Here is a 25,195-nt window from a genome sequence, read left to right as displayed (position 1 = left end):
AGATAAGATGAAATTGAGGGAACAATGGATAAAGGAAATCAACAAGATATCGCACGCTTTGCGCACGATACTCGTTATGAATTAAACGAAAGCACTTTGCCGGAGAAGAGGACAGGGAAGTCCTTTTTGAAGAGGAAAAGGATAGGGAGGAGTGTCTCTATTCTTCTTAGCTTGTCCCTACTTCTTCCTTTTGCGTCTTTTTCCGAGGAACGGGTTTACGGAATAAGTGATTACGGTCCTGTTTCCGTAAATGGAAACGGAGTAGGTAGGGGCAATGACCCGACTTATCGTTATATAGAGGACATTTTGTATGGAAATGGGAAAACGGCTACCGGAGGAAACGTTTCTCCCGCAGCCAACAACGGAAATGGCAATACCTCGCCTTCTGCAACACAGACACCGACACTTCTTCGCAATCTCGCGCAGCTTTCCAACACGAGTGCAACAAAAAACTTAAGCACGGAGATTGATGCGGCTTATGCTGTCGTATTTGATTTGGATAACGGTAGTATATTGGGAGAGAAAAATGCTTCGCAGGTGATGAATCCCGCTTCCATGACCAAGGTGATGACCTTGCTGCTTTGTGCGGAAAAGCTTTCGGATAAAAACAAGAAATTAACGATTACGCAGGATATAGTCAGTTATATTCAGCAGAGAGGAGCCAGTAATTGCGGATTTGTAGTAGGAGAAGAGGTTCCGGTGAAGGATCTTCTTTACGGCGTGATTCTCCCCTCCGGTGCAGATGCCGTGCTGGCACTTTGCAAAGAAATTGCAGGCTCGGAAGCCGCCTTTGCGGATCTTATGAATAAACGGGCGAAGGAAATGGGCTTATCCAATCAGTGCCATTTCCAAAATGCAACCGGCCTTTATCACAGCACACACCATATGACGGTAAAGGATATGGGACAGATTATGGCGGTTGCCATGCAAAACCCGACGGCGAGAGAAGTTCTTATGACGGAGAATTACCAGATTGCGCCTACGAATAAGCATCCACAGGGACTGAAGTTTACAAACCTTTTCTTACAAAGAATCAAGACCCTGGACAGCGGCGGAGCGAATGTCCAAATGGCCAAAACCGGTTATGTCAGCCAGTCCAAGTTCTGTGTTGTAAGTAGCGGAAAAGGAAAAAACGGGAAGAATTTGCTGGTGGTGACGGGAGGAAGTTCCGCTACCTGGCAGGCAGTACGAGACCAGGCGGCATTATACAAACTTTTTGGATTATAGGATTTAAAGCAGCTAGAACATAGGAGGGAATTATGCCAATTAAGGTTCAAAACAATTTACCGGCAAAGCCTATTTTAGAGGCGGAAAATATTTTTGTCATGGATGAAAATAGGGCGATTTCCCAGAATATTCGTCCTTTAAAAATTGTGATTTTGAACTTGATGCCGTTAAAGGAAGATACGGAGCTGGATTTGCTTCGTGTACTTTCCAATTTCCCGATTCAGACAGAAATCAGCTTTATGAAGGTGTCCACCTATAAATCCACCCATACCAGTTCTACCCATTTAAATGCATTTTATTTGGAGTTTAAGGACGTACAAGAAGATTATTTTGACGGATTCATTATTACCGGAGCGCCTGTGGAGAAAATGGATTTTTCCGAGGTGGAGTATTGGAAAGAACTGGAAGAGATCATGGATTGGTCTAAAACACATGTATTTTCCACCTTCCATATCTGCTGGGGGGCACAGGCGGGACTGTTCCATCATTACGGAATTCGGAAGGTCCTGTTAGAGAAGAAGCTTAGCGGGGTATATAAGCATAGAGTCTTGCACCGAAAGAAAATGCTGATGCGAGGAATGGATGACGAGTTTTTTGTACCGCAGTCTCGCTATACCGGGCTGGATGAGGAAGCACTGAAAAACAATAAGGAGCTCTATGTTGTGGCAGACAGTGAGGAGTGCGGGAGTTACATCATTTTAGCTTGCTCCTCCAGACAGATTTTTGTCACGGGACACTCGGAGTATGATCGCTATGACCTCGATAAAGAATACAAGAGGGATCTCGGAAGAGGATTAAATCCGGATGTGCCCGTAAATTATTATCCGGATAATGATCCGGAAAAGAAGCCGATTTTATCCTGGCGTTCAGGCTCAAACTGTATTTATAGCAATTGGCTGAACTTTGTTTATCAGGAAACCCCCTATGTTTTGGAAGATTTACGCCCGGTTTCCGAGGACAGTTATTTAAGAGAGGATCATTGGAGTGAAAGAGACGGTACTGTAAGCAGTACTTAAGTCTTTCACTATTTGCAGAAGGGAGAAAATATGGATGCAGTAGAACGTTTGATTTCGTATTTAAAAATTGATACGGAGTCTGTACCGGACAGGGATGTGATTCCCTCCAGTGAAAAGCAATTTGACCTTGCCAAAGTTTTGGAAAAGGAATTAAGGGAAATGGGAGTTTCCGATGTTCGTCTGGATGAGCATTGCTATGTCTACGGAAAATTACCTTCCAATCTGAGTGGAGAAGAAAAGGCGAAAACTCCCGCCTTGGGGCTTATTGCCCATATGGATACTTCTCCGTCAGCAAGAGGGAAAAATGTCAATCCCCGTATTGTAAAGAACTATGACGGAACGGATATTGTACTAAATGAGGAAGAAAAGCTTTCTCCGAAGATTTTTCCAAGGCTTTTGGAGCAGGTCGGAGATGATTTACTGGTAACAGACGGAACAACACTTCTCGGCGCGGATGATAAGGCCGGTGTTGCTGAAATTATGGCGCTTGTAGAGTATTTGCAGAATCATAAGGAGATTCCACACGGAGACATTTGTATCGGCTTTACACCGGATGAGGAGGTAGGTTGCGGAGCGGATATCTTTGATGTAAAAGGTTTTGGTGCGGATGTTGCCTATACGGTTGACGGTGGAAAGCTTGGCGGCGTAGAGTACGAAAACTTTAACGGGGCTTCCGGAAAGCTGAAGATTCACGGTGTCAATGTACATCCCGGTTCCGCAAAGGATAAGATGTTGAATTCCTTACTCCTGGCTATGGAGTTTAACAGCATGCTTCCGCAATTTACTCCTGCGAATACAGAGGGCTATGAGGGCTTTTTCCATTTGTGCGATATGGCAGGGGACGAGAGTCTTACGGAGATGAATTACATTATCCGTGATCATGATAGAGAAAAATTTGAAGAGAAGAAGAGGATTTTTCTGGATGTAGCGGAAAAATTAAATCAAAAATATAATGCAAAGGGGGCTTTTTTTGAGCCGGAGGTAAAGGACAGTTATTTCAATATGGCTGAGAAGGTAAAAGACCATATGTACCTTATCGATGTTGCGAAGACCGCTTTTGAAAAAGAAGGGGTTACCCCAATCGTCAGTCCGATTCGCGGAGGGACGGACGGAGCAAGTCTTTCCTACAAGGGGCTTCCTTGTCCGAATCTCTCTACCGGAGGAGATAATTTTCATGGAATTTATGAATATCTGAACTTGAATGCTTTTCATAAGATGATTGCCGTACTGATTCGGATTACCCAAGAGATGATTGGGAAGAAAGCTTAATGAGATGTCGTAGCCATTGCGCTACACTCTCGCTTTGCATAAAGAAAGGGGTGTAGCCATTCGGCTACACCCCTCTATCGTTTTTATTATCAAAATTCACTTTGATTTTTTAAGACTCATCTTATGAACTTATTTTCTGATAACTTACTTCTCGATACTCTTTTTTATGAGTTTCTCTCTTTATTGCGAGAGTTGTTCCTAGCGAACTTTGTTTCTCGCTTTTAACTCATTCTATATTCAATTGTTATTCTGTAGCCATTGGTTTGTACCACCTTTTATATTTCAGCCTTTTTATATTTTAAAATGGACTCGCACCATATATTTTCTAAAATACAAATGGTTGATGGGGTATCCTTTTTTCTTTTTGGAGATTTCCCTTTGTCTTTGAAAAATAAGAAGAAAGCCTTCTACAAACCGATAGCACTCAGCTACGCAATAAATTCGTTTTTCTTTAGCTCAGGTTTTCCTCCAAAAAGAAGTACTGTTTTGGCTCCATTGGACCGTACCTCTCTTTCTTATTATCGTTCGCAAGCTTTCCGCTTGCACTTTGCTGAACTTCACTCCTTTCTCTTCAGAGTTGAAGCTCTTCGCATCGCTTTTTTCTTTGCTTGTCTGTACTATAGCATAAGAAATTTCTTTTGTAAATAGAAAAATAAAAAAATATTATTTTTATTTTTAATTGTTTTTTTCTAAAAAATGGAAAGATATTTCAGAGTAAAGGAAATGGAATTTTATGCTATAATCAGACAACATCTTTACATTTTTTGGAGGAGGACCGGATGTTTTCCGTTTTTAAAAATAAAGAAGAAAAACAGGCATTGCGTGAACAGGTAAAAGAACTAAGAGCACATTTTACCGGAGAAGAGATGGAAAAGGCTAATGTGGAAATACAAACTCGTCTTCTTCTTTTTCCCTATTTTCAATCTGCTGAAAGTATTTTTTGCTATGTCAGTATGGACAATGAGCCGAGCACCGGGGAAATCTTGTCGACAGCCTTCAGCAGCGGGAAGAGAGTATATGTTCCCCGTTGTATTCCGGGAAAAGAGAGAATCATGGAGGCGGTGGAGATTCATGCTTGGGAGGATTTGGAAAGGGGAACTTTGGGGATTTTAGAGCCGAAGAAAGAAATAAAAGGGACGGATAAAAGAGACTTTTCTCTTATGCTGATTCCCTGTCTTGCCGCGGATAAAAGAGGCGGAAGACTTGGACACGGCGCCGGTTATTATGATCGTTTTTTAGAAGGTACTGCGGGAAAGAAGTTGTGTCTATGCTTTGATTCCCTGCTGTTTCCCAAGATTCCCATGGGAAGGCAGGACATTTTCATGGACTATGTGCTAACGGAAAAAGAACTGATTCCCTGCGGGAAAAGATAGTTTTTCGGGCATCAGGATTTTACTCCTTTTCTGCAAGAAAGTCTGCCATGTCTTTTGGGAGCGGGATTTCAAAATGCATTTCTTTTCGGTTTTCGGGATGAAAAAAAGAGATGGATTGAGAGTGCAGAGCCTGTCTATGGAGCGCATTTGTAAAAGCATCCCCGACATTGTTTTTATTCTTGATGAGTATCGTGGACAGAGCGGGCGATATCTCGTTTGGCAAGGCTTCTCCGTAGAGGCTGTCTCCGAGAAGCGGACAGCCGATATAGGAAAGGTGCACTCTGATTTGATGAGTTCTTCCGGTCTCAAGTTCTAATTGCAGTAAGGAAAAATTTCTATCCGGATTGTATTTTACGGAAAGAATATTGGTGACGGCATCCTGCCCGGACTCGAAGTCTACTTTTCTTCGCATTTTTCCTCTTTCAATCCGTTCAATGGGAGCCTCGATTCGGAGAAATGTTCCAACCCGAGTAAGTCCGGGGAGAAAGCTACTTTTTTCTCCAGTGTCTCCTTCCGGAAGATTCTTATCGGGAAAAGCGGACAGGGGATTTCCTTTGCAGAGTGCCGCATAGGTTCTTCTTATTCTTCCGGCTCGCATTTCTTCGTTTAAAAAGGAAGAGGAATACAGATTCTTAGCCACAAGAAGCAGACCGCTTGTGTCCAGATCCAAACGGTGAACCATGCGACAGACAAACGATGCTTGCTTTTTTTCTTCTATATAATAATGGGTAATGGCACCGGCAAGCGTTTTCTCATAGTGTCCCGGAGAAGGATGGGAGGGCAGAAAAGCCGGTTTGTTAAGCAATAAGATGTCTTCATCCTCATAAACAATATCCAGAGGGAGCGGAAAAGCGGGCGCAGAGACTTCGCTTCCTGTCTCTAAAACGGAAATGTCAAGTCGGTCTCCTTCTTCCAGTTTATCAATGGTAAAGGCCCATTTGCCGTTTTTTTCGATTCCGTAATGCTTTTTTCCGACTTCTTCATAGGTGATTTTTTTGAGACCGGTAATGAGACTTTTTGTATAGCCTTCGGCACGTAAAAAAGCTTCTACGGTTTTCCCGTGGAAGCTTTTATCAATTGTATAATGCAGCTTTCGTAAATTGTCTTGCATTTTAAAAGGTAAAGCTTTCTTTTAGAGGAAGCCAGAGTTCATCCTTTTCGGAAAGAAGAAGAGGACTGCCGTCTTCCATAGTGTATCCGGCGCTTCCGGCATTTCCCTTGTAGTCTCCTTTGAGTTCCGGCCATGTGATGGCGATTTCCGGATCATTCCATGCGAGTCCGCCCTCGTCGCCGGGATGATAGAAGTCGGTTACCTTGTAAGCAAACTCCGCCGTATCGGAAAGAACCAGGAAGCCATGGGCAAAGCCCTCCGGAATATAAAACATCTTCTTATTTTCTTCTGTTAAAATGATGCCGAAATGCTTGCCGAAAGTAGCGCTGTGTTTTCTCAGGTCTACAGCTACATCATAAACGCGTCCCTTAAGGACCCGAACCAATTTACCCTGAGGATATTGCTTTTGAAAATGCAGACCGCGTAAAACACCCTTTTGAGACATACTCTGGTTATCCTGTACGAAGCGAAGGTCCAGGCCGGCCTCTTGAAAATCTCTTTCATTATAACTTTCCATAAAATAGCCGCGACTATCCTTATGTACAGTAGGTGTAATAATGCACAGACCCTCAATATTTGTTTTTTCAATTTGTATCTGTCCCATGTCAAACCCTTTCTTATAGACGAAATTATCCGCTAATTGCCTGTATACTATAGCACAGCAAAGAAAAAATAAAAATAATTTAAAAAAGTCTTGACAAAAATAATAAAGATAATTATAGTATGCAATGTTGATAGTGATTATCAATTTTGTTTTAAGAAACTAACTTAGAACAAAGCTAGGTAGAAAGGAAGGTCGATGAACTATTCCAGACAGCGAGCAGAAGTCTTGGATCAGATTCGTGAGCATAAGGATCATCCCACGGCTGATACGATTTTTGCAGAACTAAGGACAAAGGATCCGAGCATCAGCTTGGCAACCGTATACCGTAATTTGAAGCTTTTATCCGAGCTGGGAGAAATCCGGAGATTGACTTTCGTCTCGGGAGCGGATCGCTTTGATCCGACTGTGCAAACACACTACCATTTTGTATGCGAGAGATGCGGAAGAGTGTACGATGTTCCCATGAAAGTTGCGGAAGCGTTGGATTCCGATGCGGAGCAGTATATCCGAGGAACGGTTACAGGGCATGACTTGGTATTCCGAGGAATCTGTGATGAGTGTAGGGCTTTGGAGGGCGCTAAACTTGCCACGGAAACAGAGGTAAAGGAGCACACTGTGTAAAACAGTGATTTTGCTTAGAGCAAGTGTCGATACAGGGTCGACATTAAGTTGAGTGAGCCGAAAGGCAGAAAAGGAGAAGATTATGAAGACTTGGGTTTGTTCAGTATGTGGTTATGTATTTGAGGGCGAGGCTGCTCCGGCACAGTGTCCGGTATGTAAGGCCGGTTCCGATAAGTTTGTAGAGCAGAGCGGAGAGCTTACATGGGCAGCAGAGCATGTAATCGGTATTGCAAAGGACGTTCCGGAGGATATTAAGAAGGATTTAAGAGCAAACTTCGAAGGCGAGTGCAGTGAGGTTGGTATGTACCTTGCTATGAGTAGAGCAGCTTATAGAGAGGGATATCCTGAAGTTGGTGCTTACTACAGACAGGCAGCTTTTGAGGAGGCAGATCACGCTTCTCGTTTCGCTGAACTTCTTGGCGAGGTTGTTTCCGCATCCACAAAGGAAAACTTGGAGGCTCGCGTAAAGGCGGAGAACGGTGCTACTGCAGGTAAGGTAGACCTTGCTAAGAGAGCAAAGGCTCTTAATTTGGATGCTATTCATGACACAGTGCATGAGATGGCCAGAGATGAGGCTAGACACGGTAAGGCTTTCTACGGTTTGTTAAAGAGATACTTCAATAAATAATAACTTGATTTTATAGTTTCTATTTCATAAAATAGTACTGTCGACATCAAGGTTGGTTCTGTGGGAATAGAGGAAGGATGCTTCCTCTATTTCTACTTTACGAGATGTGCCGATTGTGAAAAATTCGGCCTTTCATTCATTTAGGCAGGATAGAAATTCTGTTGATAGGATTTGTTTCTTGACGAGTGTTGCTGCGTTCTTTTTGCAGCATTTCGTTATGGTTGCTGTTTCACAATACCGGATACAGCTTGGTTATAGAGGAGGATTAACTTATGGCAAACTACAAGGGTACAGAAACGGAAAAGAATTTATGGACAGCGTTTGCGGGAGAATCTCAGGCAAGAGCGAAGTATACTTACTACGCTTCTCAGGCAAAGAAGGACGGGTATCAGCAGATTGCGGCCATTTTGGAAGAAACTGCCGCAAATGAAGAATATCACGGAAAGATGTGGTTTAAAGAACTTGCAGGACTTGGTGGCGGAATCGGCAACACAGCGGAAAACTTAAAAGCGGCATCGGAAGGGGAACACTATGAGTGGACCGAGATGTATAAGAATTTCGCGGAAGTAGCGGAAAAGGAAGGCTTTAAGGAGCTTGCGGCAAAGTTCCGTCTGGTAGGGCAGGTTGAGAAGGAGCATGATGCCCGTTTCCAGGAGCTTCTGCAGAGAGTTTTAGACAATACGACCTTCAAAGAAGAGAAGCAGACACTTTGGCATTGCAGAAACTGCGGATTCATTTATGAGGGAGAGGAAGCACCGGAGGTTTGTCCTTGCTGTAATCATCCGAAGGCTTACTTCGAAAGAAAAGCGGACAATTATTAAAAAGAAACGCCGATGGCTCTGCCGGGAGAGTCTTTTCCGAGTGACACGGCATGTGCCATGTGTATGATTGTTAAAATAGGAGATGCTGCATTGTGGATTTCTGCAATGCAGTATTTTTTTCTTAACAAGTATTGTGCGTATAGGTGCGGTATCTCATTAAAAAAAGTGTCATGCATTAGCATACAATATTTCGTTCGTTGAGAGTGTCATTAGCATACAATAATTCATTTAACAAATTATACTCCGAAGAATTGACGTATTCATGAGTTTGGGATAGACTTTTTGAAGGGTTTTATGCCTTGCTTTTTATAGTTGTTTTACCTGAGTAGAGGAGGAGAGATATAGATGAAGAAACCGACTGTATTACTGATTCTGGATGGATACGGAGAAAGAAAAGAGAAGGACGGGAATGCCATTGCCCTTGCGAACACTCCGGTTATGGACAAGTTGAAAAAAGAATTTCCTTATGTGGAGGGACAGGCTTCCGGACTTTTTGTAGGACTTCCGGACGGACAGATGGGAAACTCCGAAGTCGGCCATATGAATATGGGTGCCGGCAGGATTGTGTACCAGGAATTAACACGAATCACCAAGGCAATAGAAGATGGAGATTTTTTTGAAAATAAGGCCTTAAAAGAGGCTGTAGAGCATTGCAAGAAAGAGAACTCCGCATTGCACTTTATGGGGCTCGTTTCCAGTGGAGGAGTACATTCTCACATTGGGCATATTTACGGGCTTTTGGAGCTTGCAAAAAGAGCGGGCTTAAAGAAAGTTTACCTGCATGCTTTTCTGGACGGTAGAGACACTCCTCCCGATTCCGGAAAATCCTTCCTTATGGAAGTGGAAAAGAAGATGCAGGAGCTCGGTGTCGGGGAGATAGCCACGATTTCCGGCAGATACTATGCCATGGATAGAGATAAGAACTATGACAGAGTAGAGAAGGCTTATCGTGCCATGGTAGACGGCACGGGAGAAAAGGCTTCTTCCGTAGAGGAGGCGATAGACGCTTCTTATGCGAAGAAGGTATATGATGAATTTGTGCTTCCGACGGTGATTGAAAAGGACGGGGCAGTGCATACCGTTTCCGACGGCGATGCGATGATTTTCTTTAACTTCCGTCCTGATAGAGCAAGAGAAATCTGCCATGCTTTCTGTGACGATGAGTTCAACTTCTTTAATAGAGGACCGAGAAAGAAGGTATTCTTTGTCTGCTTTACAGACTATGATCCGACGATTCCGAACAAGCGTGTCGCTTTTGAAAAAGAAGAGATTCACAATACCTTGGGAGAAGTGGTTTCGAACTTGGGAAAGAATCAACTTCGTATTGCGGAGACGGAGAAATATGCGCACGTTACCTTCTTCTTTAACGGAGGAAAGGAGGAACCTTATGAAAATGAAGACCGAATTCTGGTTCCCTCTCCGAAGGAAGTTCCGACCTACGATTTAAAGCCGGAAATGAGTTGCTATACGGTTACGGAAAAGCTGACTGAAGCAATCCGGTCCGGAAAATATGATTTGGTGGTGGCTAATTTTGCCAATCCCGACATGGTGGGACACACCGGCGTTCTTTCCGCTGCAATCAAGGCGATTGAGGTAGTGGATGAATGCATGGGAAAGGTTGTTGATGCGGTAGAGTCCATGCATGGTAATCTCTTTATTTTAGCGGATCACGGCAATGCGGATATCATGATTGACGAAAAGACCGGAGAGCCCTATACGGCACATACGACGAATCCCGTGCCTTTTATTCTGGTGAGTGATGAGAAGCACAAGTTAAGAGAAGGAGGATGTCTTGCAGATGTTGCACCGACTCTTTTGGAACTCATGGGGATTCCACAGCCTAAGGAAATGACAGGAAAAAGTCTTTTAGAGAAATAAGTCGGGTATTTTTAAGTAGTGGGAAAGCAGGGGAGGAAAATATCTTCCTTTGGGCAGTAGAGAGGAGTAGGCATGAAGATCGGAATCTGCACCGACTCGGGTTCGGGTATTACCCCGGAAGAGGGAAAGCGCTTAGGAATTACGGTAGTTCCTATGCCCTTTAGGATGGGGGAAGAAGAGTATTTTGAAGACATCAATATGAGTCGCGAGGAGTTTTTTAAAAGACTTCTTTCCGGAGAATCGGTCTCAACTTCTCAACCTGCTATGAAGAGTGTGTTGGAAGCGTGGGATAGGTTACTGGAGGAAAATGAAGAAGTAGTGCATATTCCGCTCAGTTCCGGCTTATCCGGTTCTACCCAGACGGCAATTATGCTTTCTCAAGATGAACCGTATCTTGGAAGAGTATATGTGCCGGACAGCAGGGGAGTTTCTGTAACACAACGGATGCACTGTGTTTTTGCGAAAATGCTCGGGGAAAAAGGATATAATGGACAGCAGATTCGAGATATTTTGAATCGTGCACCCGGAGAAAACGGGATTTACATAGGGGTACAGAACTTAAGCTATTTAAAACGCGGAGGAAGGATTACTCCCGTGGCGGCGGCAATCGGAACCTTGCTGCAGATTAAACCCGTGCTTGCCATCAATGAAGGCGGGAAGCTGGATTCTTATAAGAAGGTCAGGACGGAGCGACAGGTTCGAGAAGCGATTATGGAAGGGTTGCATCAAACTCTTAGCCGTCTGGATGATCCGGAAGCGAGGCAGAGCTATATTGCAGTAGCTTATACGGATAATAGGGAGCAGGCGGAGAATTTCAAAGAACAGTTGATGGCGGAATTCCCGAACCGCTATGATCCGGAAATTGTTGTCAATCCCCTTTCCCTCTTGATTTCTTGCCACATCGGAGAAAATGGGCTGGGTGCCGCAGTCATTAAGAGACCGAAGGAACTCCTGGACTAAGAGAAAAGACTAAGGGGAAAGACTAAGGGGAAAGACTAAGGGGAAAGACTAATAGAAAAAGTCTAATAGAAAAAGAGCAAGAGTAAATAGTAGGAGAAAAGGCGGAGTTTTAGGCTCGGACTATGGTGGAGTGCAGGGGGTAATGATTTGATAGTCTTCTCCATCTGTTCGGATCAGAATCTCACCCAGTTTTGCGGTTTCCAATGGGATAAGTCCGAAAGAATTGCATTTTTCCAAAGTGATTTTATGGGGATGTCCGTAACGATTCTTTTTGCCATAAGAAAAGAGAGCAAACTTTCCTTTTGTTTCCGAAAGAAAGAGCGGAGAAGAGGAAGTTTTGGAGCCGTGATGCGCCAGCTTTACAATATCGACGGAGGGGCTTTGCCCCTCCTTTTTGATGGCATAAAGCATTTCTTTTTCCGCTTCCGCCGGCATGTCGCCGGTAAAGACCATCGAAAAATTCCCATAGCGAAGAATACATCCAATGGAATGCGCATTGGCTTCCTCCATAGGGAGGTCGCTGACCGGATAATAGCAGTGAAGGGAAAGACTTGTTTTTTCCTCTGCTTTATGGTTCATAACATGTAGGCTATGCATAGCCGGTAGAAACTTGCTTGGAGACGAATCTTCCGAGTATACATCTCCATTCTTCCAGTAGAGAAGCTTTGCGCCATGACGTAAGGCGAGTCGTTTTAGAATATCATAGCGATGATCTTCCCGTGCCTGAATCGGGAGGATCAAATTTTCAATATGGAGTCGATTTTCCGAATAAAAAAAATTTGTAGCAGTAGAGGCGGGATTTTCTTCCAAAATGCGTTGAATACCGCTTGTATGGTCGATATCGGAATGCGTAATCAGAGCATAGCGGATGCGACGAATACGCTTTGCCTTGCAGTAAGGAATCAGGGTGTTTTTTCCAAATTGCTTATCGGAGGAAGAACCATTATCTATTGTGAAAACGAAGTTTCCTTTTTGAATGAGAAATCCATCTCCCTGTCCGACATAAAGTGCCGTAATTTCGAGTTTTCGGGAAGGTGTATGGAGAAAAAACGGAACCGATAGGAGAAATAGAAGGTAAGACAGAATCCGGATTTTTCTAAGATTCTTTTTGAAAATCGGCAAATCCAAAATGATGAAAAAGGGGAGGGGATTATTGATCCTCTTAGAACAATCTGTAGCTCGAAAGAATTTTAACCGACGCTTGAAGGGGAATAAAAATAGAACATAATAAAAAAAGAGGTAGAAGAAGAGAGAGGAGAGCTTCATTTTTCCCAATAGAATTGAGGAATAAGGCAGTTGCAAGCTGATTTCTATCAGACGGTGAAAAAAGGTAAGAAGAACAGAGAGGGCATGGGCAAAGAAGCCGGAAAGAAAAGCAACGGAGGGGAGATGAAGAAAAAGAACGGATAGAAAGCCCAGCAGAAAAAAGAAAGGCAGGAGGGGGAGAAGGAGCAGGTTTAAAAGAGGTGCAAAGGTGGGAAAAGAATACTGTAAAATAGCGAAAATAGGGAATAAGCCGAGGTAAAAGAGGAAAAGCGCTTTGGAGGCCTCAAAGCATTTACTTGGAAGAAGGAGAATGAGGGATTGAAATTTCCTTTTTTTCACTGCCTTTTCCCATTTTTTGGAGAGTAATTTTCTCTCCTCTTTTCCCTCTCTCTCGGAAAGTAAAAGGAGAAGAAACAAGGTAAAAAAGGAACATTGAAATCCCGAGGAGTAGAGATAGAGAGGATGAAAGGATAAGAGCAGGAAGATTGCCAGTGAGAGGGAAGATATTCTATCCTGTCCTCTTCCAATGCATTTTCCGAAGAGGGAAATAAAAAGCATAATTGCAGCACGAAGGGTGGAACCTGATGCTCCGGTAAAGAGTGCGTAGGATAAAATGAAGAAAGAGGATAGAAGAGAAGCGCTGCTGATTTCCATGCCTGAAAAACGAAGCAAAGAAAAACAGGCGCCACCGACCAGAGACAGATGTAATCCGGAGACGGCGAGGATGTGACCGATACCTGCTTCCTGATAGAGGTTTCGTTCCTCTTCCGGAAGAGTGCTTTTTTCGCCGAGAAGGAGACTCTTTAGAAAGGCGCTTTTGTTCATAGGTGAAGAAACAGAAGAGCGGTCTGTAGACTCCGGATCGGGATAGAGATGTTCCAGATCTTTCGATATTCGCCACCGAATTTCATAGAGAAGCTTTAAAAAAGGAGAAGAATCGGAAGCAATCGTCTTGCTGCTTTCTGCCAGGAAAATGGCTTCGATTCCCTCTCCTTTTGCATATTGCAAAAAAGAAAATTCTCCCTCATTCATGGCGGAATGGATTTCTAAACATTTTCCATGAAGAAGGATAGTCTCTCCCGGATAGAAGGGGGGCTTCGCCGCAATATCATCCTTTGCCTCTCCTTTTCCTTCGGCAGTTTCCGATTTTTTGAGGTAAACTTGTATCTTTTGAAAGGGAAGATGATTCCGCGCCTTCCACTTTTTGGATTGTTCCTCGTTTAAATTTTTCGGTATCGCTCCAAAAGAGCTGTCTAAAAGACAATTTTCCAGAGAAATTTTGTAGTTTTTCTCATTTTCCGAAATATAAGAAATCGTACCTTTCAGTGCACATCGAAAAGGGAGAAGCTGTTCAATTGCTCTTTGCTGCCGTTCAAAACGGGAAAGTACAAGTTGAAAATGGAGGGATGAAAAGAAGAATAGGAAAAGGGAGAGAAGCAGTAGAATTTGTTTTTTCTTTTGGAGGATTAGTTTTAGATAAAAAAGGTAAGAAAGTAGAAGAATAAAGCGAAGGGAAAGCGGGATTTCGGGACAGAAGAGTAATTCCCCGAATAGAACGGATAAGGCGAGGGAAAATAAGGGACGGGCAGTAAACATGGAGAACTCCTTTGAGAAAAGAAAGAATATGGAATGGAAATTACTGAAGAGTGGAAATTGCTAAAGAATGGAAATTATTAAAGAATGGAAATTACTGAAGAATGAAATCGTTAAAAAGGGAAAATGAACCTGCTATAGGATTGAAATTCTAAAAGGATACAAGAGAAATCATGAAAGAGAATAAATTCTTTATCCAATCATAGTGCAAGCTGTAAAAAAAGACAAGAAAAAACTCCCTCCGTAGAGAGAGTTTTGAAATCTCAATTCTTAACAAGTGGTGCAGGCGAAGCCTGAGACATCTTGTTCATAACGAGTATCGTTCGCAAAGTGTGCGATATCTCGTTTAAAGTATTTTATTCTGTGCTTTATGCCGTTAAAAACAGGATTAAGCCATCTTATTAATTGCGTTGTAAAGCTGAGCAGTCTTACGGGAAGCGTTGTTTGCCTTGTATACACCCTTGCTGCGAGCCATAGCAATCTTCTTCTGTGCCTTTACAAGCATTGTATTCGCTGTTTCCTTGTCTCCGTTTTCACAAGCCACGAAAACCTTCTTCATATAGGTTTTAACCTCGGAACGGATAGCCTTATTTCTCTCGTTTCTCTGTGCTGCAACCTGGATTCTCTTCTTTGCAGATTTGATATTTGCCATTTTTACACCTTTCTTTCCATAAAATCTTCCAGCCGCGGAAATCCGACTTTATGAAACCCTTATTTTATATGCGTTGAGTTATTATCAAAAGCTTGCTTTCAAATACCTGGACACGGACAGTTTGAAAACATACACGGAGATAATAACGGAAATGCCTGCTTCTGTCAAGAAGTTAAGGCTTTTTGCAAGTAGAAATCAGAAATAGAAAATAATTAAATATCACAAAAACTTGCTACAAATTAATAATTATGTTACGCTAATCTAAATAGAAATATCAAAATATTATGCAGTATAGGTGAGGAGAGAGATGAGAAAAAGTATAAAAACAGCATTGGCATTCCTTCTGGCAGTATCTTGCATCTGTTCTACTGTTGTTTCGGCAGCGACTTTGGCAGGAGAGACGGCATTGTCTGAAGGGATAGATCGTAATTTTCCGAAGGGAGAGAGCACAGCATCTTCCGAAAAAGAATTTGCAGAAAAAGAGACCGGAGAGTCTTCTAAGGAAGAGGAGGATTTGCAGAAGAAATTATTGCAGGAGGCAGAGCCTACAGAGGGGAGTGAATCCATACAGGAGGCTGAGCCCGCAGAAGAGGCTGAGTCTACAGAAGAGGCTGAGACTACACAAGAGGATGAGGCTTCAGAAGAAGCCTTTTATGCAGAAAAAGAACTTTCCGGTGTGCTTATTACGGTGCAGGCTGATTCCGGGGTATTTCCAAAGGGCGCGACTTTACGGGTAAGAAAGCTCTCTAAAGTCGAGGAACAGAAAGTGGATTCCACTGTAAAAGAGAAACTTGAGGAGGATAAGCAAAATCTTCTACAGAGCATCATTTTTGATATCAGTGTGCTGGATCAGAACGGAGAAGAAATACAGCCGGATACTGCAAAAGGGGAAGTGAAGGTCAGCTTTTCAAAGCTTCCCTTTCTAGAGGAAAATGCGGAAAAACAGATTTCCGTATTTCATCTGGATAGTGTTGATGCAGCTGCAGAGAAGTTAGAGACGGAAAAAATAGAGGAGAAAGAAAATGCAGTAGAAGTATCGGCAGAGCATTTCTCTTTATTTGCTGTTTCTTTGGTTAAAAAAGAAAATACTTTTTCGGATACGGTAGCGGTGGAGTTAGGAGACACAATCAGTCTTTATAAACTGCTTAGGCGGGATGTTTTGCGTTGTGAAGCGATGAAAGAGACGGATCCCGCTGCTGTTCGCCTAAAGCATGACGGAGATGGGCAGGTCGCTATTGAGGCCTTGCACGAAGGAACAGCCAGATTGCTTATAACCATAAAAGATGACCTGGGGGAGAAAAAAAAGAATACCGGATTATCGTACAGAAAGCATCTCTTAGTGGAAGAGCAGGGAAGGAGATTGAATATAGTTTAACAGGTCCCGAAAATGATATGACTCTGACACTACGTGGAAGAGGGGAAACGGATGCATTTGAACTGGCTCCCTGGGAGCCCTATAGGAATAAGATTCGGAGAGTCATTATAGAAGAAGGGATAGAAAAGTTGCATGTGGAGATGGAAGCCTTTGGCAGCATGGAACATCTGGAGATGGTGAGCCTTCCTTCTACCCTGAAGGAAATACCGGACCATGCCTTTTATCATTCAGAAAACTTAGGAGATGTCACCATTCCTGCTTCCGTACGGAGGATTGGAGAGAAGGCATTTTACAAGTCTAAGGGAAATGAAAAGAAAAATACGATTATCAATCATTCTCCGGTATTTATGAGTGAAAAAGGAAGCATGCAGTATAATCCCAAGTTTACTTCCGTACAGCAAACTGCCGGGGAAGAAAAACAGGAAGTAAAAAAGTGGAACATTTCCATGAAAAATGTGCAGTTTTATACACTTCCGGAAATCCATAAATGTTTCTTTGAGCTGGAGACGGAAGGAAATGAGTATGCAAACTTTTATCTGTATACGACAGAAGATCCGAGCGAAGCGGTTACGGTAAAGAACTTTATAGATAACAGCGGAAGTTTCAAGAGAGACCTGAGACTGATCTTTTTTTCAAGTGGAAACGGATGGCGGCTTCCCGGAACAAATAAGAAATTTACTTCTTATCTATTTGATTTTAGGAATACAGACCTATTTTCCTTTTTACCGGGGCACACCTACTATTGTACATTTTTAATGAATCCGGGAGGCAGCACCAAACCATATAGTGAGACGCAATTGTTGCAAAAAGTGATTACGGTATCAGATGCAGCACGCTTGCCTCGCAGCGACGGGAATTTTAGCTGGCAATTAACAGGAGAAAAGAACCCCTATACGCTTACCATAGAAGGTAGCGGACGGATGCAGGGTCTTACTGCAAACGGAGAACTTCGCTCATGGAATAAGCTCTTGCATGCTCTCGGAAGACAAGCGCATCTGGAATTAAAGGGGAATATTACAGCACTGGATCCCCATGCCTTGGAAGGTATCACTTACATTAAGAAGGGTTTAGTGTTGCCGGATTCTATCGTAGAAATAGGGGATTCTGTTTTTTCTAAGAAATCGATAGTGGGCAATCTTGTCTTCCCGAAGAATTTAAAGAAAATAGGGAATTCCGCTTTTCGTAATCTTTCTTACAAGGGAGATTTATCCTTACCGGACGGACTGGAAAGTATCGGGGAAAGCGCTTTCCGTGACTTAAAAGAAAGCAATACCATCACGATTCCCGCCTCCGTTACGCATATTGGGGCAGGTGCTTTCTATAAAGATAGGATGAGTTATAAGGGAAAGAATCGTATAGAAAATCACTCTTCCGTGAAACTTGGTACACGATATGTAAACCCGCTTTTTACAGAGTACACAACCGATGATTCCGGAGAAGCGCCGATTCCTTCTTATTCCGGAAGTGGCAATGGCGGCTCCGGTAGAGGCGGTAGTTCCGGTGGCAGTGGCGGTTCCGGTGGTGGAAGCAGTTCAGGCGGTAACAGCGGGACGCCGATGGTGTTAGGGGCAGACCGCAATCTGCCATCCAATGTAAACTGGCAAAGAGACACAAAAGGCTGGTGGATTTTAAATCCGGATGGAAGCTACCCGAAATCACAGTGGTTATGGATTAATAATCGTTGGTACTATTTTAATCAAGAAGGCTATATGTTCACCGGCTGGCTTTTCTATAACAATGCCTGGTATTATTTTGAAGAAAAGGAAGGCAGTGATCAGGGAAAGATGTGTCTTGGCTGGAAAGAGCTTCATGGCTTCTGGTATTACTTTAGCGAAGAAGTAGGAGCAGAAAATGGTAAGATGCGTACCGGCTGGCAGGAAGTGAAGGGTAAGTGGTACTATCTGAATCCGAAGTCCGGTGCGGAAAACGGAAAGATGCTTTTCAATACTAAAGTTGAGGGCTATACCCTTGGAGCAGATGGTGCTTGGCAGAAAATATAGAAAAGTTTCTCTTCTTATGGTATAGTTCCGAAAGATTGTTTGCTTGGAAATACCTGTAGGCAGGACTGCTCTTGAATACAGTTTGTTCCATTTTAAGGAGTAGGATATAGGAGCTACGATGGAGAAGATACAGCAGGACAGAATTCGGAACTTTTGCATTATTGCGCATATTGATCACGGGAAGTCCACTTTGGCAGACCGTATTATTGAGAAGACCGGGACACTGACGGAACGGGAGATGCAGGCGCAGGTTCTGGACAATATGGATATCGAACGGGAACGCGGAATCACGATTAAGTCGCAGACTGTCCGCATCGTCTATAAGGCGAAGGACGGGAAGGAGTATATCTTTAATCTGATTGATACACCGGGGCACGTAGACTTTAACTATGAAGTGAGTCGTGCTCTTGCGGCCTGTGATGGAGCCATTCTTGTAGTGGATGCAACGCAGGGGATTCAGGCGCAGACGTTGGCCAATACCTATCTTGCACTGGATCATGACCTCGAAATCATTCCCGTTATTAATAAGGTAGATCTCCCTTCGGCAGACCCGGAACTGGTTGCCCATGAAATTGAAGATGTAATCGGTCTTGAAGCGATGGATGCACCGCAGATTTCCGCAAAAACCGGTTTGAATGTGGAAGAAGTACTGGAAGCGGTGGTGCATCGTCTTCCCGCACCGAAAGGGAGTCCGGAGAATCCCCTTCAGGCATTGGTATTTGACTCCCTCTATGACAGCTACCGCGGAGTTATCATTTTCATGCGCATAAAGGAAGGTCGTGTAAAGAAAGGTGATGCCATCCGCTTTATGGCAACCGGCGCGGAATTCACGGTAACGGAAGTGGGAACCTTTGCCCCCGGGCAGTTTATTCCGGCAGAGGAGCTTTCTAGCGGAATGGTAGGATATCTCACGGCATCCATTAAGAACATTCGGGATGCCAGAGTGGGAGATACGGTGACGTCCGTTATGCACCCTGCAAAGGAAGCCCTTCCCGGCTATAAGAAGGTGCTTTCCATGGTTTACTGCGGAATTTATCCCTCCGACAGTCAGAAATATCCGGATTTACGGGACGCCTTGGAAAAGTTGCAGTTAAATGATGCGGCACTCCAATATGAGCCGGAGACTTCCGCGGCACTCGGCTTCGGCTTCCGCTGCGGTTTTCTGGGACTGCTTCATCTCGATGTGGTGCAGGAAAGACTGGAAAGAGAGTATGACCTGGACTTGGTCACGACGGCGCCCTCCGTTATTTACCATGTCTATAAAACGGACGGCTCGATGATAGAGCTGACGAATCCGTCCAATCTTCCGGATCCGGCGGAGATTCTTCGCATGGAAGAGCCGATTGTAGAAGCGGAAGTAATGGTAACCTCTGAGTTTGTGGGCGCGATTATGACCCTTTGTCAGGAAAGACGCGGAGTGTATAAGAGCACGGAGTATATTGATAAGACAAGGGCGCTTCTGAAATACGATTTGCCCCTAAATGAAATCATCTATGACTTCTTTGACGCCTTAAAGTCCAGGAGTAAAGGTTACGCAAGCTTTGACTATACGCTGAAAGGCTATCAGGAAGGAAAAATGGTGAAGCTGGACATTCTGGTGAATAAGCAGCAGATTGATGCACTGTCCTTTATCGTTCATGCGGATTCGGCTTATGAGCGCGGAAAGAAGATGTGTGAAAAGCTGAAAAATGAGATTCCGAGGCAGCTCTTCGAGATTCCGATTCAGGCAGCCATCGGCGGTCATATTGTGGCAAGAGAAACGATTAAAGCGCTTCGGAAGGATGTGCTTGCGAAGTGCTATGGCGGAGACGTATCCCGTAAAAAGAAGCTTCTTGAAAAACAGAAGGAAGGAAAGAAACGGATGCGTCAGTTCGGAAACGTAGAGATTCCGCAGAGTGCCTTCATGTCCGTGTTGAAACTGGATGAGGACTAAAAAAGAGATTGTAGATAAAAAGAAATAGGAACTTAGTCCTGTCTTTTATCTACAATCTCTTTTTCTATCCTCTTTTTCTTATTCTACTTGTACTTGTAGAAGCCCTCTCCGGCACTGATTCCGGTCTTTCCCTGATCGATTTTTTCTTTCAGTGTTGCAGCAATCTTTCCCTGTACGCTGTTCGGATCCTTTGCAGCAGGGTTTAAGATGACGATGTTGTAAGCGGTCGTTAAGCCTACGATATCCAGAATCTGGAAGGGACCGTAGGGAGAGCCTGTTCCGAGCTTCCAGGTTTTATCGATGGTCTCAAAGTCCGCAACACCGAGTGCCAGTAAGGATTCGGCGGCGGTCAGGAAGGGAACCAGCATGGAATTTAAGATATAGCCGGGCTGTTCCTTTAAAACTTTGAGCGGGACCATGTTGATCTCATCTGCAAAGGAAACGACTGCGTCATAATATTTCTGCTCCGTACCGGCGTGTCCCATGATCTCCGCTGTGTTACTCTTGTAAATATTGTTTGCAAAGTGGAGCGCCAGGAATTTCTCCGGGCGTCCTGTATATTTTGCGAAGGTACTTGGGAGAAGAGTAGAGGAGTTCGTAACAAGTACGGTCTTCTCGGGGAGATGTTTTGCCAGTTCCGTATAGAAGCTCTCTTTCTCTTCTATATTCTCGGCAATGGCTTCAATCACAAGGTCAGTATCCTTTGCCGCTTCTTCATAAGAAGTAGTTAAGATAATATTCTTGTAGGCCTCTTCCACTTTCTTTTTGCAATCTTCAATTTCCGCTTCGGAAAGGGGATATTTCTTTGATAATCCGCGGGCATAAGCTGCCGGATTTCCGCTTTTCATTTCATCCAAGATACTAAGGTAAATGACTCTTAATCTATCGAGTTTCGGCTTACAACGTTCAATGGAAGCCTCCGTTCTTAACCAGATTTTTACCTGAAAACCGCAGTAAGCCGTCTGAAAGGCAATTTGACTGCCCAAAACGCCGCCACCGGCAACCGTTACATTTTTAAACATAATTTCCTCCTTTTTTGAACGAGAAGTATTCATTTTTCTCCGTTTCTCGTTAAGAATAAAGACGGCAGGAAGGAAAAACTTCCCACAATTTCAATTCTAATTTTTTCTAGCTTCTATAAGCTGAATGCATAGTATAGAAATCGATAATTCTTATCGATATTTTTAGTATACTCCTTTTTTTGAGGAATACAAGTAAAATAAATTTTGCACAATCTTTTTGTGAAAAAGAGAGAAAAAAGATAAAAAAGCAGTGAAATTACTGAGGTAGAGAGAAAGGCGGAAATTTAGTTGAAAGGGAAGAGTAGAATTCTTGAGAGAAGACGGGTATACTGTTGAAATCAGTTTTAAGGTTTAATTCTTGTGTAGGGGATTTTAAGCAGGAGGAAATAAAATGGCGGAGAAATTAGATTATTCAAATTTGGGGTTTGCCTATCATACACCGGAAAAGCGCTATGTTTCGAACTATAAAGATGGTTCCTGGGATGAGGGCGGATTGAGTAGCGACAGCAATGTTGTCCTCAATGAGTCGGCAGGCATTTTACAGTATTGCCAACAGGTTTTTGAAGGGCTTAAGGCTTATCGTTGGAAAGATGGATCTGTCGTTTGCTTCCGTCCGGATTTGAATGCGGAAAGAATGTTTCATTCGGCGGCCTTTTTGGAAATGCCGAGCTTCCCTGTAGAACGTTTCCTTTCCGCATTGGATGAGGTGGTGAGAGCCAATGTCGATTCGGTTCCTCCATATGGAACGGGAGGGAGTCTTTATATCCGCCCTTACCTTTTTGCATCCGGAATTGTAATCGGTGTACAGCCTGCAGAGGAGTATCAGTTTCGTATCTTTACAACCCCGGTAGGACCGTATTTTAAGGGAGGTGCAACGCCGATAGCGCTGATGGTATCCGACTTTGACCGTGCTGCACCGCATGGAACGGGAGCAGTGAAAGCCGGTTTAAACTATGCGATGAGTCTTCATTCCCACGAAATTGCAAAGAAAAAAGGTTTCGCGGAAAACATATATCTCGATGCGGCCAAGCGAGAGTTTGTGGAAGAAACCGGTGGAGCCAATATCCTTTTTGTAGATAAGGAAGGAAAACTCGTGATTCCGAAGTCGGATTCCATCCTTCCTTCTATTACAAGACGTTCCTTAATCTATGTAGCGGAGCATATCCTGCATATTCCGGTAGAAGAAAGACAGGTTCGTTTCTCGGAAGTTCCGAACTTTGTGGAGTGCGGTCTCTGTGGAACAGCTGCTGTCATTTCTCCGGTAGGAAAAATCCGGGATCATGAAAGAGAAATTCTTTTCCCGAGCGGTATGGAAAAGCCGGGAGAAGTTACGGCGAAGCTTTATGAAACACTTTCCGGAATTCAGAACGGAGAAATTCCGGCTCCGGAGGGGTGGATTAGAAAGATTTTGTAGAGAAAAATAGCCTTCTACAAAAAACGTACAAGCAATTGATTGGATAAATCCAGTCCTTCTTCGGTAAAATAGTAACGCGAATTCTTATGAATGAGATAGCCTTCTTTTACAAGCTGTGAAAGAACCTCCCCGTAAAGCTGATGCATATCCACGGAAAATCTTGCAACGAAATCCATTTCCGTAATACCCTCCGTGCGGCGGAGTCCTAAAAAGAAGAACTCTTCCATCTGCTCTTTTTTGCTCAAAGCATGCCTGTCTGCCGTGAGTTCTTTTTCAATTTGATTCTGTTTTTCTGGGGAGGATTCGATTTCTTTGCACATTCCTGTGACTGTACTTGAAGTCTGTGTGATTTTAAGCCCTCTATCCTCTTCCGAGGGGAAGGCAATTTCCATGTATTTTCTTAAATTGTTGCAATTCTTCCAACGGGATTTTTGAAAATAGGAAGAGGCGCCGATGCCGAAGCCCAGGTAAGGGACATCCGACCAGTAATTGAAGTTGTGAAGGGAAAAATAGTCCGGTTTTGCAAAATTGCTGATTTCATATCGCTCCATCCCCATTTTTGCCGCCCATTCCAGCGTCAGCTTATCCATATTGACAAGCTCGTCTTCACTTGGGAGAGGAAGCTTTCCTTCCTTTTGCAAGTGATAAAATCTTGTTCCCGGTTCTACAATTAAATTATAGACGGAGAGGTGTTCCGGACGAAGCATATGGATGTTTTTCAAGGTTCTGGTGTAGGATTCAACAGTCTGCAGGGGAATTCCGTTTATCAGGTCTATACTGATGTTGTCAAAGCCCGAAAGGCGTGCATCCTGGTATGCTCTTAGGAAGTCATTATAGCGGTGCGTTCTCCCTAAAAATGCCAGTTCCTCATCATTCGTGCTTTGCAGACCGAAGGAGATGCGGTTGATGCCGGCTCTTTTGTAGGAAAGGAGTGCCAACTTCATCGTGGAGGAGGGATTGCATTCTATCGTGATTTCCGGATTTTCAGCCAAAGGATAATGTTTACGAACCATTTCCATCGTTTTCTCTATTTCGGAAAAAGGAACAATGCTCGGTGTACCTCCACCGAAAAAAATGGAAACAATTTCATACTGTGAATGGAGCAAATATTCCGTATCATCGCTGCAATCCGCTCCCGGCTTTCCGGCACGAAAAAGGAGTTCTCTTCGGAGCTGTTCCATATAGGAACGCATTTTTTCTTCCGTGGAAGGAAAGGAGAGAAAGTCACAGTATCCGCATTTTCTTGCGCAAAAGGGAATGTGTATATATAATGCAAGTGGCTTTTTCCCTCGTTTTTCAAGGGAATCCGTTAATCTTTTGAATTTGTCCATGGGAAAATCCTCTTCGTTTTTTCCCACTTTACCATAGAGTATTTTTTTCGGCAAGGAGAGCAAAATGGATGTAAAACGGGAAGAAAGGGAAGCCTTTGCCAAGGCTCAAAAGACCCTTTTGGAAGAATTGAAAAGCGGTGAATTTCATCCTCTTTATCTTCTCTATGGGGAAGAAAGATATTTGCTGTCCTATTATAAGAAGCTTTTTTTGAAAGCTTTTTCCGAAAATGAGGGCATTAATATTACCCAAATCGAAGAGAATTTGGAAACAAAGAATCTGATTGAAACAGCCGAGACGCTTCCTTTTTTTGCGCCGTATCGTCTAATGCTGTTTGACGGGAAGATAGGAGGAAAGAAAAAACTTTCCGATGATTTTGTGCAATATTTAAAGACCAGTCCCCGGACTACGGTAATGCTTTTTCTGGAAGAAAAAGTGGACAAGCGGAGTTCCTTTTATAAGACTGTAAAGGACAGGGGACTTATTCTTCCCTGTACAGTGCAGGATGCCGATTTTTTGGAGCGCTTTGCTTTTCAATTTTTTAAAAAAGAAAAAAAGCAGATTACCAGACCTCTTTTGCAGAAACTCCTGGAGCGCACAGGCAATAATATGTATCGGATTGAAGCGGAGTGCCAAAAAGTCATTTCCTTTTTAGGAGAGGAGATAGAGGTCACGGAAGAAAGCATAGAGCTTAGTGTAAAAAAGCTTCCGGAAGATAAAATATTTGACCTGATTGAAGCTTTGGGAAGAGGAAATCGGGAGACGCTTTTCCGTTATTATGGAGATCTTCTGCAACTGGAGGAAAGCCCTACTAAAATTCGAAGTATGATTAAAAACAATGTAACGAAGCTTCTGATTGTAAGGGAAATGCTAACTGAGGGAAAAGCTGAACGGGATATTGCGCAAGCACTTTCTATGGAACCCTGGAGAGTAAGACGCTTTTGCAGTGAAGCCAGAAGCTATACTCTGGAAGCGCTGGAGGATTTGATGCATGCCTTACTGCGGCTGGAGGAAGAAATCCGGCAGGGGAAAATTGCGGAGCAATTGGCCTTGGAAGTTCTTCTGTGCGGAGAAGAAAAAGACTATTTTTCATAAATAAATGT

General features: G+C 43.4%; 20 protein-coding genes and 1 pseudogene. 14 read left to right on the top strand and 7 right to left on the bottom strand.

Annotated features, from left to right (window positions below; translation table 11 throughout):
• Positions 1-24 precede the first annotated feature (24 nt).
• The 4 genes from HMPREF9624_RS04720 to HMPREF9624_RS04705 all read left to right on the top strand — a co-directional run bounded on the left by HMPREF9624_RS04720 (position 25) and on the right by HMPREF9624_RS04705 (position 4,885).
• Positions 25-1,227 carry a D-alanyl-D-alanine carboxypeptidase family protein gene (locus HMPREF9624_RS04720; protein ID WP_009536756.1) on the top strand — a complete coding sequence of 401 codons (1,203 nt, stop codon included), beginning with the start codon at positions 25-27 and terminating at the stop codon, positions 1,225-1,227.
• A gap of 32 nt (positions 1,228-1,259) precedes the next feature.
• Positions 1,260-2,243: a homoserine O-succinyltransferase gene (locus tag HMPREF9624_RS04715; RefSeq protein WP_009428719.1), complete on the top strand. Its 984-nt coding sequence runs from the start codon at positions 1,260-1,262 to the stop codon at positions 2,241-2,243.
• Positions 2,244-2,273: 30 nt separating this feature from the next.
• Positions 2,274-3,512, top strand: coding sequence for a peptidase T (gene pepT, locus HMPREF9624_RS04710; RefSeq protein WP_009536755.1), 1,239 nt, complete (start codon positions 2,274-2,276; stop codon positions 3,510-3,512).
• Positions 3,513-4,291: 779 nt separating this feature from the next.
• Positions 4,292-4,885 carry a 5-formyltetrahydrofolate cyclo-ligase gene (locus tag HMPREF9624_RS04705; RefSeq protein ID WP_009536754.1) on the top strand — a complete coding sequence of 198 codons (594 nt, stop codon included), beginning with the start codon at positions 4,292-4,294 and terminating at the stop codon, positions 4,883-4,885.
• Between the two features lie 19 nt (positions 4,886-4,904).
• Here the strand turns inward: HMPREF9624_RS04705 and HMPREF9624_RS04700 are convergent, their stop codons facing one another.
• Positions 4,905-5,996 carry an RluA family pseudouridine synthase gene (locus HMPREF9624_RS04700; protein WP_009536753.1) on the bottom strand — a complete coding sequence of 364 codons (1,092 nt, stop codon included), beginning with the start codon at positions 5,994-5,996 and terminating at the stop codon, positions 4,905-4,907.
• Position 5,997: 1 nt separating this feature from the next.
• Positions 5,998-6,600 (bottom strand): dTDP-4-dehydrorhamnose 3,5-epimerase, encoded by a 603-nt coding sequence (gene rfbC / locus HMPREF9624_RS04695; RefSeq protein ID WP_009536752.1) that lies wholly within the window; start codon positions 6,598-6,600, stop codon positions 5,998-6,000.
• A 195-nt stretch (positions 6,601-6,795) separates the two neighbouring features.
• Between rfbC and HMPREF9624_RS04690 the strand changes: the two genes are divergently transcribed.
• The 5 genes from HMPREF9624_RS04690 to HMPREF9624_RS04670 all read left to right on the top strand — a co-directional run bounded on the left by HMPREF9624_RS04690 (position 6,796) and on the right by HMPREF9624_RS04670 (position 11,508).
• A complete protein-coding gene (locus HMPREF9624_RS04690) occupies positions 6,796-7,221 on the top strand; it encodes a Fur family transcriptional regulator (protein WP_009536751.1) in 426 nt (141 codons plus the stop codon).
• Positions 7,222-7,303: 82 nt separating this feature from the next.
• Positions 7,304-7,849, top strand: coding sequence for an NADH peroxidase (locus tag HMPREF9624_RS04685; RefSeq protein ID WP_009536750.1), 546 nt, complete (start codon positions 7,304-7,306; stop codon positions 7,847-7,849).
• 272 nt (positions 7,850-8,121) lie between these two features.
• Positions 8,122-8,670 carry a rubrerythrin gene (rbr, locus tag HMPREF9624_RS04680; protein WP_009428683.1) on the top strand — a complete coding sequence of 183 codons (549 nt, stop codon included), beginning with the start codon at positions 8,122-8,124 and terminating at the stop codon, positions 8,668-8,670.
• 345 nt (positions 8,671-9,015) lie between these two features.
• Positions 9,016-10,548 (top strand): 2,3-bisphosphoglycerate-independent phosphoglycerate mutase, encoded by a 1,533-nt coding sequence (gene gpmI / locus HMPREF9624_RS04675; protein ID WP_009536749.1) that lies wholly within the window; start codon positions 9,016-9,018, stop codon positions 10,546-10,548.
• A 72-nt stretch (positions 10,549-10,620) separates the two neighbouring features.
• Positions 10,621-11,508: a DegV family protein gene (locus HMPREF9624_RS04670; protein WP_009536748.1), complete on the top strand. Its 888-nt coding sequence runs from the start codon at positions 10,621-10,623 to the stop codon at positions 11,506-11,508.
• 120 nt (positions 11,509-11,628) lie between these two features.
• Here HMPREF9624_RS04670 and HMPREF9624_RS04665 read toward each other — a convergent pair whose 3' ends face one another.
• The 3 genes and pseudogenes from HMPREF9624_RS04665 to rpsT all read right to left on the bottom strand — a co-directional run bounded on the left by HMPREF9624_RS04665 (position 11,629) and on the right by rpsT (position 15,019).
• Entirely contained in the window at positions 11,629-13,782 is a 2,154-nt protein-coding gene (locus HMPREF9624_RS04665; RefSeq protein WP_242822624.1) for a ComEC/Rec2 family competence protein, read from the bottom strand.
• Between the two features lie 6 nt (positions 13,783-13,788).
• Positions 13,789-14,370, bottom strand: a pseudogene (locus HMPREF9624_RS12265) (DUF4131 domain-containing protein); the annotation flags it as partial.
• 385 nt (positions 14,371-14,755) lie between these two features.
• Entirely contained in the window at positions 14,756-15,019 is a 264-nt protein-coding gene (gene rpsT, locus HMPREF9624_RS04660; RefSeq protein WP_009429422.1) for a 30S ribosomal protein S20, read from the bottom strand.
• Between the two features lie 307 nt (positions 15,020-15,326).
• Between rpsT and HMPREF9624_RS11960 the strand changes: the two genes are divergently transcribed.
• The 3 genes from HMPREF9624_RS11960 to lepA all read left to right on the top strand — a co-directional run bounded on the left by HMPREF9624_RS11960 (position 15,327) and on the right by lepA (position 20,327).
• Entirely contained in the window at positions 15,327-16,394 is a 1,068-nt protein-coding gene (locus tag HMPREF9624_RS11960) for a hypothetical protein (protein WP_009536746.1), read from the top strand.
• Between the two features lie 17 nt (positions 16,395-16,411).
• Positions 16,412-18,394, top strand: coding sequence for a leucine-rich repeat protein (locus tag HMPREF9624_RS11955; protein WP_009536745.1), 1,983 nt, complete (start codon positions 16,412-16,414; stop codon positions 18,392-18,394).
• A gap of 118 nt (positions 18,395-18,512) precedes the next feature.
• On the top strand, positions 18,513-20,327 hold the full coding sequence (lepA, locus tag HMPREF9624_RS04650) for a translation elongation factor 4 (RefSeq protein ID WP_009429924.1): 1,815 nt from the start codon (positions 18,513-18,515) through the stop codon (positions 20,325-20,327).
• 83 nt (positions 20,328-20,410) lie between these two features.
• On the opposite strand, the gene HMPREF9624_RS04645 is transcribed toward lepA, so the two are convergent.
• Positions 20,411-21,349, bottom strand: a complete 939-nt coding sequence (locus HMPREF9624_RS04645; protein WP_009536744.1) for a 3-hydroxyacyl-CoA dehydrogenase — start codon at positions 21,347-21,349, stop codon at positions 20,411-20,413.
• A 391-nt stretch (positions 21,350-21,740) separates the two neighbouring features.
• On the opposite strand from HMPREF9624_RS04645, the gene HMPREF9624_RS04640 reads away from it, so the two are divergent.
• The gene (locus tag HMPREF9624_RS04640; protein WP_009536743.1) at positions 21,741-22,763 is read left to right on the top strand and encodes a branched-chain amino acid aminotransferase; all 1,023 of its coding nucleotides are present in this window, start codon (positions 21,741-21,743) and stop codon (positions 22,761-22,763) included.
• A 14-nt stretch (positions 22,764-22,777) separates the two neighbouring features.
• Here HMPREF9624_RS04640 and hemW read toward each other — a convergent pair whose 3' ends face one another.
• Positions 22,778-24,094 carry a radical SAM family heme chaperone HemW gene (hemW, locus tag HMPREF9624_RS04635; RefSeq protein ID WP_009536742.1) on the bottom strand — a complete coding sequence of 439 codons (1,317 nt, stop codon included), beginning with the start codon at positions 24,092-24,094 and terminating at the stop codon, positions 22,778-22,780.
• 64 nt (positions 24,095-24,158) lie between these two features.
• Between hemW and holA the strand changes: the two genes are divergently transcribed.
• Complete coding sequence (gene holA, locus HMPREF9624_RS04630; RefSeq protein WP_009536741.1) at positions 24,159-25,187, top strand: DNA polymerase III subunit delta; 1,029 nt, start codon at positions 24,159-24,161, stop codon at positions 25,185-25,187.
• Positions 25,188-25,195 lie beyond the last annotated feature (8 nt).

Origin of the sequence: Oribacterium asaccharolyticum ACB7, assembly GCF_000238075.1 — a bacterium.
GTDB lineage: Bacteria > Bacillota > Clostridia > Lachnospirales > Lachnospiraceae > Oribacterium > Oribacterium asaccharolyticum.
The sequence above is the reverse complement of the archived record's forward strand: the minus strand, read 5'-3'. Positions and strand labels throughout refer to the sequence as shown.

Coding starts and splice junctions, on each gene's coding strand:
- HMPREF9624_RS04685 (WP_009536750.1), top strand. CDS start 7,304: ATGAAGACTTGGGTTTGTTCAGTATGTGGTTATGTATTTGAGGGCGAG.
- rpsT (WP_009429422.1), bottom strand. CDS start 15,019: ATGGCAAATATCAAATCTGCAAAGAAGAGAATCCAGGTTGCAGCACAG.
- HMPREF9624_RS04705 (WP_009536754.1), top strand. CDS start 4,292: ATGTTTTCCGTTTTTAAAAATAAAGAAGAAAAACAGGCATTGCGTGAA.
- hemW (WP_009536742.1), bottom strand. CDS start 24,094: ATGGACAAATTCAAAAGATTAACGGATTCCCTTGAAAAACGAGGGAAA.
- gpmI (WP_009536749.1), top strand. CDS start 9,016: ATGAAGAAACCGACTGTATTACTGATTCTGGATGGATACGGAGAAAGA.
- HMPREF9624_RS04645 (WP_009536744.1), bottom strand. CDS start 21,349: ATGTTTAAAAATGTAACGGTTGCCGGTGGCGGCGTTTTGGGCAGTCAA.
- HMPREF9624_RS11960 (WP_009536746.1), top strand. CDS start 15,327: ATGAGAAAAAGTATAAAAACAGCATTGGCATTCCTTCTGGCAGTATCT.
- HMPREF9624_RS04715 (WP_009428719.1), top strand. CDS start 1,260: ATGCCAATTAAGGTTCAAAACAATTTACCGGCAAAGCCTATTTTAGAG.
- rfbC (WP_009536752.1), bottom strand. CDS start 6,600: ATGGGACAGATACAAATTGAAAAAACAAATATTGAGGGTCTGTGCATT.
- pepT (WP_009536755.1), top strand. CDS start 2,274: ATGGATGCAGTAGAACGTTTGATTTCGTATTTAAAAATTGATACGGAG.
- lepA (WP_009429924.1), top strand. CDS start 18,513: ATGGAGAAGATACAGCAGGACAGAATTCGGAACTTTTGCATTATTGCG.
- HMPREF9624_RS04670 (WP_009536748.1), top strand. CDS start 10,621: ATGAAGATCGGAATCTGCACCGACTCGGGTTCGGGTATTACCCCGGAA.
- rbr (WP_009428683.1), top strand. CDS start 8,122: ATGGCAAACTACAAGGGTACAGAAACGGAAAAGAATTTATGGACAGCG.
- HMPREF9624_RS04640 (WP_009536743.1), top strand. CDS start 21,741: ATGGCGGAGAAATTAGATTATTCAAATTTGGGGTTTGCCTATCATACA.
- HMPREF9624_RS04690 (WP_009536751.1), top strand. CDS start 6,796: ATGAACTATTCCAGACAGCGAGCAGAAGTCTTGGATCAGATTCGTGAG.
- HMPREF9624_RS11955 (WP_009536745.1), top strand. CDS start 16,412: ATGACTCTGACACTACGTGGAAGAGGGGAAACGGATGCATTTGAACTG.
- HMPREF9624_RS04700 (WP_009536753.1), bottom strand. CDS start 5,996: ATGCAAGACAATTTACGAAAGCTGCATTATACAATTGATAAAAGCTTC.
- HMPREF9624_RS04720 (WP_009536756.1), top strand. CDS start 25: ATGGATAAAGGAAATCAACAAGATATCGCACGCTTTGCGCACGATACT.
- holA (WP_009536741.1), top strand. CDS start 24,159: ATGGATGTAAAACGGGAAGAAAGGGAAGCCTTTGCCAAGGCTCAAAAG.